Origin of the sequence: Sporosarcina sp. BP05 (genome assembly GCF_014282005.1) — a bacterium.
In the GTDB taxonomy this organism is placed as follows: Bacteria; Bacillota; Bacilli; order Bacillales_A; family Planococcaceae; genus Sporosarcina.
In genome coordinates this window covers 67520-81098 of record NZ_JACFTD010000011.1, presented here as the reverse complement: position 1 = coordinate 81098, position 13579 = coordinate 67520, and the positions used below count along the sequence as shown (strand labels likewise).

Genomic DNA, 13579 nt, shown 5'->3' with positions numbered 1-13579 from the left:
CAAACCAAACTTCACAACATACCGCATCAAAAAGAACGTCCTCCATAGGGAGAACGCTCTTAGTTAGGATTCCATTGACAATTCTGAAGTATCGTCAATTTCTTCCGGTTCATATTTGATGACTTCAAGGTAAAGAATATGATGGCCATCCACATCTTTGACGATGAATTCAAACCCTTGTTCAATAATCTTTTCGCCTTGGATAGCTTCGAAGCGCTGAGTCATGATCCATCCACCGATGGTATCGATGTCCTCTTCGTTAATAGATATACCAAGAATGTCATTTACATTTTCGATTCGCATCTTCGCGTCTAAAATATAATGATTTTCCCCTAGGTTTTGTATTTCTGGTATTTCATTCGTATCAAATTCGTCTTGAATATCACCGACGATTTCTTCTAAAATATCTTCAATTGTTACAAGACCAGACGTTCCGCCATATTCGTCCATTAGAATCGCCATATGAATGCGTTCCCGTTGGATTTTAAGTAGAAGGTCGGCGATTGGTATCGATTCGATGACATGTATAATCGGTTGCATATAATTTACAACCGTCTGATTGCCTGCAGTGTCGGGTTCTTTAATGAATGCAGTCAATAGGTTTTTCATGTTGATAAGACCAATGATATGGTCTTTATCGCCATCCGTGACAGGGTAGCGTGTATATTGTTCTACACCCATTACGTCGAAAACTTCGCGTAATGTCATGTCTTTTTCGATTGTTATCATTTCTGTCCGGGGGGCCATGATTTCATTGGCAATCCGATCATCAAATTCAAAGATCTTATTCACATATTTATATTCGGCTTGGTTGATTTCGCCGCTTTTTAAACTATCCGATAAAATCATTCGAAGTTCTTCTTCTGTATGGGCGACTTCTGATTCCGAAATCGATTTAAAGCCGAGCAGTCCAACGAAGAAACGTGCAGAACCGTTCATACCTTTAATAATAGGGTACATGAGGCGATAAAATAAAATAAGCGGTTTTGAAAATGACAACGTAATGGCTTCCGCTTTTTGAATCGCGATCGTTTTAGGAGCCAATTCACCTATAACAACATGCAAAAATGTTACCGATGTGAATGCGATAATGAATGAAAGGATACTGGCAGTACTAGCTGTTAAATCATAATAAGAGAAAAATGGTTTTAACATTAGTTTTACAGTTGGTTCCCCTAGCATCCCGAGTCCGAGGGCGGTAATTGTAATACCCAATTGGCAAGCGGACAAATATTCGTCCAAATTACTAATTACCTTTCTCGCAGTTACGGCACGCGGGTTACCCTCCGCAACCAGTTGGTCAATCCGTGTTGCTCTAATCTTCACAATTGCAAATTCACTCGCAACAAAAAATGCGGTGAGAGCGATCAAGACAGCAAATGCTGCCAATCGTATGGCAATATCCAAATAATTACTTTGTTCCGAACCCAAATGAGGGGGAGAACAAAGTGTACACCTCCTATAGTGGTAAAATCCTTAGTTAACTCTATAATAATTTATTTTCAAGAAAAAAACAAATAGATACCCTCATCTAGCGTATGTTTGTAGGGTAGTACATACGGATTAGGATAGTAGAAAGTACATAGAAATTGTCCTTTCATCAATGAAATTAGGGTATTTTGAAATATGTACAAGAGCTAGATAATAAAAAATATCTTGGTCTTACTATCACTTGTGGTTGCTATCATATTCAATTGAATGCCTTCATATCATTAGCGAGGTAGTCGAAGTGATTATATTTTCGAAAAGTATTGACAACTCTGAAATGGAAATGATAACCTACAAGTAGTTAGTTACTCGAAATAGAGAGGGAGGTACGGAAAATGAAAAAAGTATACGTGTTCCAAAACAATAATAAAATGAATCCGTGCCTATCCCCATTTTAATGTTCAACATTAAATAAACCCGGATCGGTGCGCTATGCCGTTCCTTTTATGAGCCCACGCTTATGTTAAGAAGCGTGGGCTCTTTTTTTGTTTCAATCTAAAGGGAATTCGGTGTTTCCACGCATTGCGTGTTGCATAAAGTTGGACTTATTAAGTAGGGGCGATTTTCCACTACTTAATTTAGCCCCGAAGGCAACGACCGCAACGTCCTGTTGCGTTGCCTTCATGACTCACTTCGTGTGAGCCTCAATTCGGGCAATAAGAAGTCGTTCATTCCCCGCTTAAAGAAGTGGGGAATGTTACGAATTGTTATTGCGGGATAAAGTTGGACCAACTAATAGAAAAGGAGTGTTGACTATGTTAATCATCAAACAGCAAAGGAAACTATTGAAAGAGGAATCTCTTGAAAGCGGATAGTTGCAAGAGAATAGGGAAGAAGGTTGATTGAATTATGTTTTCAGTACTGTTTAAATTGAAATGGTTTTTTAAAGAGAATCGTAAGAGGTATACAGTTGCGCTTATTCTGTTGATGGTGACGAATATTCTTGTAATTATTCCACCTTGGCTGATTGGGCAAGCAATTGACTCGATTTATACACAGACGTTGACAGCGAGATTGCTCACTATTTTCATCGGTTCCATGTTTGTAATCATGCTATTCAATTATGTGAGTAACTACGTTTGGCAATACCAGTTGTTTGGTGGTGCTTATGTCATCGAACGGCAATTACGGGGAAAGCTTATGCATCATTTTCTGAAAATGACCCCGACGTTTTATGAAAGAAATAAGACGGGCGACTTGATGGCTAGATCAACAAATGACTTACGGGCAATTTCTGAGACTGCAGGTTTCGGTATCATGACGCTTGTCGATTCGACGCTCTATTTGATGACTCTCGTCTTGACGATGGGCTTTCTCGTGTCGTGGAAATTAACGCTTGTAGCGATTTTACCGCTTCCTATTTTAGCGTTTATCATGCAGGTTTTAGGTAAGAAAATTCACGAAAGATATATGACGGCACAGCAGGCGTTCGGTGATTTGAACGATAACGTCTTGGAAGCGGTCGCAGGTGTAAGGGTTGTTCGTGCTTACGTTCAGGAACGTGCGACTGAAAAAGGGTTTGCTGACATGACGGAAGATGTCTATCAGAAAAATATGCATGTCGAGAAAATTGACGCGCTGTTCATGCCGATTTCGAAAGTGCTGACAGGGCTAACGTATATGCTTGGACTCGGTTACGGAGCCTACCTTGTATCCATGGGCGATATGACGCTAGGGAATCTCGTAACCTTTAATGTCTATCTTGGGATGATTGTTTGGCCGATGTTTGCAATCGGTGAGTTGATTAACGTTTTACAACGCGGAAATGCGTCACTCGACCGAGTAACAGAAACGCTTGATTATGAGGAAGACGTGAAGGATCCAAAACAGCCTGTGAACGTTGAACAACCAGATAGTGTAGGTTTCCAGGATGTTACTTTCACTTACCCGACATCGCATTCGGTCAACTTGGATGCTATTAAACTCCATTTGAAACGTGGCGATACGCTCGGGGTAGTTGGAAAGACTGGAAGTGGAAAGACGACGTTTGTTAAACAGCTGCTGCGTGAATATCCATCCGGTGAAGGGGAAATCGTTTTCTCAGGAGTACCGATGCAGTCAATGACAAAAGATCAAGTGAGAGATTGGATTGGTTATGTTCCGCAGGATCATGTTCTGTTTTCCCGAACAGTTAGGGAAAATATCTTATTTGGACGTCCTGATGCAACAGAAGCGGACATTGCAGAAACGATTCGTCTGTCCTATTTTGAAAAAGATCTTGAAATGCTTCCTGAAGGACTTGAAACGCTCGTCGGGGAGAAGGGTGTTGCATTATCCGGAGGACAGAAACAGCGGATTTCCATTGCACGAGCACTGGTGAAAAATCCGGAAATTCTAATTTTAGATGATTCGCTTTCTGCGGTCGATGCGAAAACGGAAGCGAAAATCATAGAGAATATACAAACGGAGCGTTCTGGAAAAACGACAATCATTACAACACACCGATTGTCTGCCATCCAGCATGCTGATTGGATTATCGTTCTTGACGATGGGCGTGTTATTGAAGAGGGAACGCATGAGGGCTTACTTGGAATGAACGGCTGGTACAAAGAACAATTCGACCGCCAACAGATTGGGGAGGTTGAATAATATGAGTACCGGTAAACGATTACTTCATTACGCACTTGATTATAAAAAAATGTTACTGACAGGCATTGTTCTTCTCGCGTTCGCAGTAGCTGCGGATCTGATGGGGCCGATGATTGCTAAGAAAATCATTGATGACCATATTGCAGGTGCTCCTGGCGGGGGCATGGATTTCGCTCCGATTGCCAAGCTGCTTGCCATCTTTTTCGGGCTAGCAGTAATCACTGCAATACTCAGGTATTTCCAGTATTTATTGATGCAACAGGCGGCAAACCGCATCATACAGAAAATGCGTAATGATCTGTACGAACATATTCAGACATTGCCAATTCGTTATTTTGATAATCTGCCCGCTGGAAAAGTTGTCGCAAGGATTACAAATGACACAGAAGCGATCCGTAACTTATATGTGACGGTCGTTTCACAGTTTGCAATCAGTGGTATGTACATTACAGGAATCTTCATTGCAATGTTCATCTTGGATCCTAAAATGGGTGCTATCACGCTGTTCGTATTGCCAATCCTATATATTTGGATGAAAGCGTACAGGAAGTTTGCTTCGAAAGTTAACCATGTCATTCGCGGAAAAGTGAGCGATATGAACGCGATGATCAATGAATCGATTAATGGCATGACAATCATTCAAGCATTCCGTCGCGAAAAGCAGATGGAAGAGGAATTCCGTGAATTGAATGATGAACACTTCCGCTACCAAAACAAATTGCTTAACGTGGAGGCGGCAACGTCACATAACCTTGTCGACATTATCCGCTCAATGACGTTTGTGTTTTTTATCTGGTATTTCGGTGGTGCATCGATTTCCACAGAAAGTGTTATTTCCGTCGGGATGCTTTACGCATTCGTTGATTACATTACACGGTTGTTCAATCCAGTGACGGGCATTGTTAACCAGTTCGCACGACTTGAGCATTCGCTTGTTGCAGCCGAGCGCGTATTCAAATTGCTGGATCGTGAAGGGGAGCCGGTAAGCGACGACAAAATCGCTCGGTACCAGGGAAATGTTCAGTTTAAGAATGTTTGGTTTGCTTATAAGGATGAAGAATATGTCTTGAAAGATCTTTCATTCGGAGCGAAACAGGGAGAAACGGTCGCACTTGTCGGTCATACTGGATCGGGGAAAAGTTCAATCATGAACTTGCTGTTCCGTTTCTATGATGCATCGAAAGGGAACATTACGATCGACGGACTAAACATTAGCGACATGCCACGCCAAACAATTCGTGATCATATGGGCATTGTCTTACAGGATCCTTACTTGTTCAGTGGAACAGTCGAGTCGAATATTAGCTTAGGCGACCCGCGCATTACACGCGAAAAAGTGCAACATTCGCTTGATGCAGTTGGTGGGGAACTGGTATTGAAACATTTGCCTGGTGGAATTGACGAGCCAGTTGTAGAGAAAGGAAGTACGCTTTCTTCTGGACAGCGCCAACTCATTTCATTTGCACGGGCACTTGCATTCGATCCTGCGATTCTTATTCTGGATGAAGCGACTTCCAACATCGACACGGAAACAGAAGAAATCATCCAGCATGCGATGGACGTACTGAAAAAAGGGCGTACAACGTTTATCATTGCTCATAGGCTTTCTACTATTAAAAATGCGGATCGAATTTTAGTGTTAGATCGTGGCGAGATTGTTGAACAAGGCTCACACGATGAATTACTCACACTTGGTGGGCAGTATGCGCAAATGTATAAATTGCAGGCGGGAACTTCGGGTATTTCGAAGATTGAATGATAATGAGGTGAAGAAAGGGGCTTCCGTGTAAGTGTAACAGGTTCGGTTGACGGGAGAAAAACGCTATTAACGAAGGCAATATCATACTAACCAGCATTAGTTTCAACAGCGAATTGACAATACAAATGGCAAGTAAAAAAACGCTCAGATTGAGCGTTTTTTTAACGTGTATTTTACTATCCTAATTTAACTAAAGCACTCTATTCTTGAATCAATTTTAATTTCTTCCTAGATAATTTGCATTATTGAGGTTTTTTAATGTTCTCAAATATACAAGAAACAGTAAAAGTGCAACTGTATATAGAACTACCCCAAAAATAGTATATAGGGCTGTTAACTGCTTACTTATCGGAGGATATCCACTATGAGCATTGTAGTGCCATTCTGAACTAGCGTATCCTGTCTGAATAATAATTAACGTAAATACTAATAATGCCAAAGCTAAAATAGCCTTTTTATGAAAAATCGTTTTCACCAAATTGTTTTTAAAGGCGGTTATAAAAGTTATTTGATTTTGTAGATGAGTTTCTAAATGCACTTTTCCTTTGAAAGGAAGTAAAAAGAAAATGAGCAACCCGTTATAAATCAACAATAGTATTACAAACTCATAGAAAAACAAATAAAACCCTCCTTTGTCATTTCAAATAAATATTGGTCTTAAACAATCATAATCTGTTCCTAATGCCGTCAATATTGCTGTCACTAATCATTGCTTAATTGTAGGACGTTCGAAATGAAGGAAAATTCTGATTGTAAATAAGGCAACATTTGAAATCAAAGGGATTATTTATTGCTTATTGTAGTAGCTGGTCCGTTTGTTGAATAAAGAGTAATTTCAATTCTTTCACAATCTATTTATGTATAGGTCAACAAAAAAAACTCCAATATCCTACAAGAAAAAAGTGTTACGAATTACTTTTAGTTTATCAATTCGCAACCAATTTAGCACTATTTTTAACGACATCGCATAAATTTATGCGGTAGTTTCAATTCGTGTGTGATTTGACGTACTGATTCATTTGTTAAACCCGTTAAAGCATTAATATGACAACAAAAAAAGAGACCAATTAGACAGAGTTTAATGTTTTCTCCCCCCAACAACCAAACCCGTAAGTGTAAGTGTAACGGGTTCTCTTTTGGGGGACAAAACAAGTAAATAGTAATTAAAATCACAGACTTATTCGCATTAATGAATAGGTCTTTTTCATTGTCACTAAAGAATTTATTCATACCCCGCAAATGAAATCGCATAATTTTTAGCACACATATTATCTTGTACAACAGCTATTGTACAGCAGGTTTACTGTGCTGTTTTAATGGCGATATTATATACTATTTTAAGAACGTATTATAATTTTTGCTTACCTTACAAATTATCGGATAAGAAGAAGCTCACTCCAGCACAACGATTGGGAATAATTGATAAGGTATTCGGCATAAAGGATATCCTGTATTTAAGATGAATGGACTAGTGGATGTATTCTTCTTGTTGTGGATAAAAAAGGAATATAGTTCACTTTCTTAATTGACAATAAGAAATGTTCTGAAAACGGAACTTTTCTTATGTCTATTACGTATAAGAAGTAGTTCCAAAAAAGTTTAAATGGGGGAAATGTTATGTATCATAAATCACTAAGGAATTATATTTCAATCATTAGAAAGAAGAACATTAAATTGAAAACTGGAGTCTCCCTATTTATTGTTCTTATTTGTCTTTTAGTTACAGGATGCTCCCAATCCGAACCGCAGGATAAAAATAAAGAACTCATTCAAGACTTCCTGAAGTATGAGCTGAATGCTCCTAATGAAGAAGCAATACGTAAAATAAACGCTCTGGATAAGTGGGCGGAAGAACAGACGGAGGGTGGACAATTACCATTAGATAGCGAGTATAACATTTATTTAAAGGATACCTATGGACCTTATTTCACGGATAGCGGTTACGATAGATTCGTTTCGACGAGTCAAGCATTAATGTTTCACGAAGCAGCCAACAAATATGACTATCAAATAACCGTAACTAAAATTGAAGTGGAGCAAAACAAAGACACTCCAACGAATTATAACTTTACGGCTTATATTGATTATGAAGAAAAAGGAAATGAGAAAGTTAATGCAGAAATCACGGGTATAGCTATTATACGTGATGAAGGTATAGAGAAAATAACTTACCTTGGTGACAAGGAGATGTTGAGAACACTAACGCAAGGTGATTAAACTACAAAAGTATTTAATGAAACTTCAAAAGGGATTACCCAACTAACGGATGCACTTAGTTGGAGTAAATAAGTTGTTGTGAAATGTCGCTCACAACTTAGAATAAAACACTCAAAAAGAGCACCGAAATGGTGCTCTTTTTGAGTGTTTTATTCGATGATTTCCTTACACTTTACCTTCTGGAATGGGTGCGATTTCCGATGTTATTTGTATGCTTTGTCCCCCAAAAGAGAACCCGTTAGTGTAAGTGGGGAGTCCTTTTTCTTTGGTCTGGTACATTCCAGTGTGGGAGTGAAGATGAAGATTGCCATTGAATCCACTTCGGCGCTTAGGGCATGCCTCCCGCCATAAGCCTGACCGCTACGCGGCTATCAGTCCCATGGCTTCGCCTACCTCTGTAAGGCACCTTCGCTTAGTTTACATACGTATTCAAGCATCCACCAGAGTATGGGGAAATACATTGTGTCAGTAACTGGAACAACGCAATTGAAAAATTATACAATGGAGATTGAAAAACTATTCTGAAAGACGTATATTTAGAGTTACGAAGTATCTCGTGCGGAAAGTTGGAATACTATGGGGAAATGGTTTGCGGATTGGAAGATGAAAATAGCTTCGTTCAATAAAAATGTCAGGTTGTTCATGCTAGCAAATGTACTTATCCAGATCGGGATGGGTGTATTTATGGTCATGTACAATCTCTATATAAAAGAGCTGGGTATGCCTGAAACCATCAACGGAAAAGTTATTTCCATGACGGCGCTGGCATCAGCAATTATGCTCGTGCCAGCTGGATTTCTAAGCGATAAATTCGGTCGAAAATGGATGATTGTCGGCGGTGCAATTTTCGGAGGAATGACATTGTTTTACCGAAGTGTTGCCGTTGCCGAAACACCAATTATTTACGCGGCATTTCTGACGGGTTTATTCATGGCATTCGTGCAAGTTTCGGGTGTTCCCTTCCTCGCCGAAAATTCTAAGCCCGCCGAGCGGGTCCATATGTTCAGTATCCACTTCGCTCTAATGACGGTTGCGAATGTAATCGGTAGTTTGCTTGGGGGCGTTATTGCGGATGTACTGGAAGTCTTCTTTGCTCTTGGTGCAGCTGATGCGATTCGATGGGCGCTACTGACGGGGGCAACCATTTTCATAATTGGTTTACTTCCCTTATTTAAACTTCAAAACAAACTACCTGAACCGGTGCACGTAAAGAAAACGTCTTCTGAACCCGCGGAGCAAGAAATGGAGAAAGTCGACAGTAGCTTTAAGCGGAATATTATTCTGATTTTCCACTTCTCGTTTGCGAGTTTACTGATAGGGTTCGGTTCTGGTCTCGTTGTGCCGTACTTGAATTTATATTTCTCAAATCGATTTGATGCCTCTAATGCATATATTGGCCTTATTTTATCACTCGGATCTGCGATGACGGCGGTAGCTATGCTTATTGGTCCGGCACTAGTGAAAAAGGTTGGTAAAGTGAAAGCACTTATCCTGTTCCAAATGCTATCGATTCCATTTTTACTATTAACCGCTTATACGACATCGCTGTTGTTAGCGTCACTCGGATTCCTAATGCGCCAGGCGCTTATGAACGCCGGAAATCCGATTCAAAGTGCTATTGCAATGGAAATTGTTGCTGATAAATACAAAGGGCTTGCTAACTCCGTGAACCAAACTGTGTTTAATATTGGATGGGCAACCATGGGCCCTGTAGCGGCGGGACTTGTAATGGCAAGTGGTTCGTATTGGGGTTATGCCTATGCATTCACAATAACGGCGGGCCTCTATGTCGTTTCGTCGACTTACTATTACTTCATTTTTGGCAGGAGAAAGCTGTCGGGAGGTTGAGTAGTTAGCTGAATCTGGTTTTACGTCTGTTGATTAACCATTTATTTGCATAAAGTACTGGTGAGAAGGGCTTGATATCCTCCATTTTCACTGGACTATTTTCGGCCCGCTTACGGCTAACTATTCATGACAGATTTACTGAGGTCTTCTAGCCACGCTTTTTTCAGTAATCCTGTTGTGAATAGTTGCCTGTCGCTTACCTACACTATTCAAGTGAAAAATGCAGTTGTTTTGGAAGAAAAGAGTAAATGACATTCTATAGAGAGTGTAAGTGCCCGAATATGCAATTTCGGGCACTCTTTCCCGTTGTACAATGCGTTTCTTGCTTACTTCTAGCAAAGAGTATGCATGTAATCATGTGATTCCTTATAGAAAGTGACACTTCTTTACTAGTAAAAAAGAGAAAACCCTATAGAAATTTTCAGCCGCCAAAATTGCATCTTTGGCGGCTTTTCTCCAGGTAAGAAGTCAGCTATTCTTTCGTCCCAAAAAGCTTCAGCACTTCGTGTATCTGTGTTTTTGAAGTGCGAAGGATGAAGGATCACCATACGATTACCGAAAAGTATGTGGGGATGCGACAAAGTCGCATTCCCACATATCCTGACATCCCGGTAATCGTATAGAAGTCATTCAATCCAAAGCGCAACTATACTAGTAGTGGGCAGGGGTGATCAAGTTATTTATTTGTTATTTTTGGTTAAACGACAGACGTAATCTGGTTTAGTAGTAGTATAATAAATAAAAAGGGGTGTTCTTATGGGCATTACCATAGTAGCTGTTGTTGCCATTGTATTGGGACTCGGAGGTATGGTGTTGATTGGTTTTGCAATCTACAAGACACTTTTTAATAAGAAGAAGTCAGGAAATATGTTTACGCCTTTTACGCCTTTTACGCCTTATGACGATATGACGAGGGGAACGAACGACACGAACAGTAACAAATATTTGGAAGAAGATACAAGGCACGCGGTTGGCATAGAGGAAACAAGAAATGTAGAATAAGAAAACTCCCTGCATATGAGATGCAGGGAGTTTTCTTATTCGCCTCTTTTAAATTGCGTTTCTTTCCAAGCATTTTGCTCGTTGGGAACTCGACTTTTATCTTCAAAGACATTTTCAGTTTTCTGATCTTGTACTTTTAACTGTTCTTTTTCTTTACGCAACTCTTCAGGGGATTTTTCGTTAGTCATACTGCGCCTCCTTAATACGTCATGAAGGACAGTATTCCCGAAGTTATCATGAATCAATCATAGACGTGGAAAATCATCAATTCATGGATCATTTTTTTCAAATTGTCTTCTTCAGGCGGCGTTTCTCCGGCCCAAACAATGGCACCCTCAGGTAAATAGTCACCGGTGTACCTCGTGTTGCGGAAGAAAAATGAGAATGTCCAGCCTGGTAATTGCGTATTGTCAAACATGGGTTTAAAGCTGAAATGTTGCAGCATGTAGTCTACTCCTCTCATAAGACGCTACCCGTCCGCATAATATCAAGAAAAGAAAGCGAAAGGGTGCTGACTTGTTTGTTGATAAATTAAAGCAGGCCATCGAGGATGAGTACAAAGATTATTATTTTTATAAATCAATGCACGGCATGACGAATGATCCACTTTGGCAAGACTTTCTTCAACATATATATGAAGATGAAAAAAGTCATTATGAAATGTTTCAACAGCTCTATTATATGATGACAGGGACATTTGTACAAAACCCAAAGAAACCTTTGCCTTGTTATAACTTAAAAGAGTGTGTTCAGCGGGCATTGGTGAATGAGCTTGAGGGAGTTGAAATGTATAAGGAGATGCTGCTGACAGTACCATTCCAGCAGGCCTACAATCCGTTTTTCATCGCCATGCATGATGAAATGGAACATGCTATTCGTATGTCGACAATGTACAACGCACTTAGATAAGCCTTTGAGTTTTTACGTTCGGTTGAGTTCTGTTATAATTAGGGCTTAACGATACGGAAAAAGGTGAATCATTTGGGTTTCTTATGGACATTGTTATTCATGGCATTAATTGGTGCGTTAATCGGTGGATTTACAAATCATCTAGCGATTAAAATGCTGTTTAGGCCACACGAAGCAAAATATATTGGGAAATGGCGTGTGCCGTTTACACCAGGATTGATACCGAAGCGGCGCGATGAACTGGCAATGCAACTTGGTAAGACAGTAACAAAGTATTTATTAACACCAGAAACGTTCAGAAAGAAATTATTGACTGATGACATGGAGAAGAAAGCAGAGTATTTCCTTCAGCAAAAACTTGAGCAGCATATCCTTCTCTCTGATAAAACATTGAATGACTGGCTTGATACTGCCGGGGCGACAAATGTTGCACAGAAAGCAGAGCGGAAAGTGTTGGAAGTACTCGATACCCAGCTTAACGCCGTTCGTGCAAAACTGACGACGGGATCGGTAGAAGAGGTGCTACCGCAAAAGTGGCGGGTAGAAGCAGCAGGGCGCATTCCAGCCGTGACAACCTACATTTTAAGCAAGTCGGAACACTACTTCGAATCGGATGAAGGAAAAGCAATGTTCGGTAAAATGATTGATGATTTCCTAGCAACGAAAGGTACACTTGGAAGCATGGTAAATATGTTTTTTGGAGAATCTGAATCGCTTGTTGGAAAAGTCCAGCGTGAAGCATTGAAATTCGTCTCAGCACCTGGGACATATGATCTTGTGAACACGATTATACTTAATGAATGGGAAAAGCTTCAAAAACGTCCTGTTGAGGAACTTCTTTCAGGATTTGATTGGGATGGATTGTTCGATTCAGTCCGGTCATATGCGTTGAAAGAACTTGTGTTAGAAGACCGTTTGAATAAGACGATACATGATTATTGGCCTGGTGGATCGGCATGGACAGCTACCAACGTAACACCGGTGCTGACTAACTTCGCATTCAAACAGGCAGAAAAACAAATGGAAATATCGCTCCGCAAACTCAAAATAGATGATATGGTTAGAGAGCAAGTCGATACGTTTCCGGTTGCAGTCTTGGAAGATCTCGTGCTTGGTATTTCAAAGCGCGAGTTCAAGATGATTACCGTACTCGGGGCATTTCTTGGCGGTTTGATTGGAATCGTTCAAGGCCTTATCGTCTTGGCAACAAATTTATCCTAGGGGGACTATACATGACAGTGAATATTTACGACGATTTAAACAAATTGGAAGCAACGTTCAGAAAGACTGATGAATTTATGGAAGTACAGCAAGCGGTAGTAGAAGTAAAGGCAGATGACGATGCACTAGCGTTGTTCAAAAGCTTCCGTAAAATCCAATTGAGCCTTCAGGAAAAACAGATGCAAGGTGAAGAACCAGTTGCTGAAGAACTTGAATACGCTCAAAAGACTGCACAACTTGCGCAGCAGAATCCTAAAATCATGAAAATGCTCGAAGCAGAAATGAAATTGAGTGGCTTGATTGAAGAAGTAAACCGTGTACTGATGAAACCAGTACAACAATTATACGAGTCCATCTAAAAACCGGCCTAGGCCGGTTTTTCTTCAAAAATAAGAAAGTATACGCTTTTTTGACTTATACTAGTGTCTAGCTCCAGGCGCCAGCCGCTCGGGTCATAAGCAATCCAGCTATGTGGCAAAGAGCGCCACGTCGCTGGATCGACTTATGCCTATCGCGTCTAGAAGGCGCCTTTCGCTTTTCTTATTC

Annotated in this window: 12 protein-coding genes; 8 read left to right on the top strand and 4 right to left on the bottom strand. The window is 40.3% G+C overall.

From position 1 onward, the window contains the following. Positions 1–63: 63 nt before the first annotated feature. Complete coding sequence (locus H2672_RS13330; RefSeq protein ID WP_255485820.1) at positions 64–1407, bottom strand: hemolysin family protein; 1344 nt, start codon at positions 1405–1407, stop codon at positions 64–66. Positions 1408–2337: 930 nt separating this feature from the next. Here H2672_RS13330 and H2672_RS13325 point away from each other — a divergent pair. Next, the gene (locus tag H2672_RS13325) at positions 2338–4077 is read left to right on the top strand and encodes an ABC transporter ATP-binding protein (RefSeq protein WP_186672159.1); all 1740 of its coding nucleotides are present in this window, start codon (positions 2338–2340) and stop codon (positions 4075–4077) included. Position 4078: 1 nt separating this feature from the next. Next, complete coding sequence (locus tag H2672_RS13320) at positions 4079–5836, top strand: ABC transporter ATP-binding protein (protein WP_186672157.1); 1758 nt, start codon at positions 4079–4081, stop codon at positions 5834–5836. A 217-nt stretch (positions 5837–6053) separates the two neighbouring features. Here H2672_RS13320 and H2672_RS13315 read toward each other — a convergent pair whose 3' ends face one another. Continuing rightward, positions 6054–6455 carry a hypothetical protein gene (locus H2672_RS13315; RefSeq protein WP_186672155.1) on the bottom strand — a complete coding sequence of 134 codons (402 nt, stop codon included), beginning with the start codon at positions 6453–6455 and terminating at the stop codon, positions 6054–6056. A 998-nt stretch (positions 6456–7453) separates the two neighbouring features. Here H2672_RS13315 and H2672_RS13310 point away from each other — a divergent pair. From H2672_RS13310 to H2672_RS13300, 3 genes are all read left to right on the top strand, one after another. After that, positions 7454–8053: a hypothetical protein gene (locus H2672_RS13310; protein WP_186672153.1), complete on the top strand. Its 600-nt coding sequence runs from the start codon at positions 7454–7456 to the stop codon at positions 8051–8053. A 576-nt stretch (positions 8054–8629) separates the two neighbouring features. After that, a complete protein-coding gene (locus H2672_RS13305; protein WP_186672151.1) occupies positions 8630–9901 on the top strand; it encodes an MFS transporter in 1272 nt (423 codons plus the stop codon). Between the two features lie 756 nt (positions 9902–10657). Next, positions 10658–10903, top strand: a complete 246-nt coding sequence (locus tag H2672_RS13300) for a hypothetical protein (protein WP_186672149.1) — start codon at positions 10658–10660, stop codon at positions 10901–10903. Between the two features lie 35 nt (positions 10904–10938). Here H2672_RS13300 and H2672_RS13295 read toward each other — a convergent pair whose 3' ends face one another. Next, positions 10939–11091: a hypothetical protein gene (locus H2672_RS13295; RefSeq protein WP_186672147.1), complete on the bottom strand. Its 153-nt coding sequence runs from the start codon at positions 11089–11091 to the stop codon at positions 10939–10941. Between the two features lie 53 nt (positions 11092–11144). Beyond that, on the bottom strand, positions 11145–11348 hold the full coding sequence (locus H2672_RS13290) for a YheE family protein (RefSeq protein ID WP_186672146.1): 204 nt from the start codon (positions 11346–11348) through the stop codon (positions 11145–11147). A gap of 71 nt (positions 11349–11419) precedes the next feature. Between H2672_RS13290 and H2672_RS13285 the strand changes: the two genes are divergently transcribed. From H2672_RS13285 to H2672_RS13275, 3 genes are all read left to right on the top strand, one after another. Beyond that, positions 11420–11812 (top strand): ferritin-like domain-containing protein, encoded by a 393-nt coding sequence (locus H2672_RS13285; RefSeq protein ID WP_186672145.1) that lies wholly within the window; start codon positions 11420–11422, stop codon positions 11810–11812. Between the two features lie 63 nt (positions 11813–11875). Continuing rightward, entirely contained in the window at positions 11876–13033 is a 1158-nt protein-coding gene (locus H2672_RS13280; RefSeq protein WP_370569651.1) for a DUF445 domain-containing protein, read from the top strand. 11 nt (positions 13034–13044) lie between these two features. Continuing rightward, a complete protein-coding gene (locus H2672_RS13275; RefSeq protein ID WP_186672144.1) occupies positions 13045–13392 on the top strand; it encodes a YlbF/YmcA family competence regulator in 348 nt (115 codons plus the stop codon). The last annotated feature ends 187 nt before the right edge of the window (positions 13393–13579 follow it).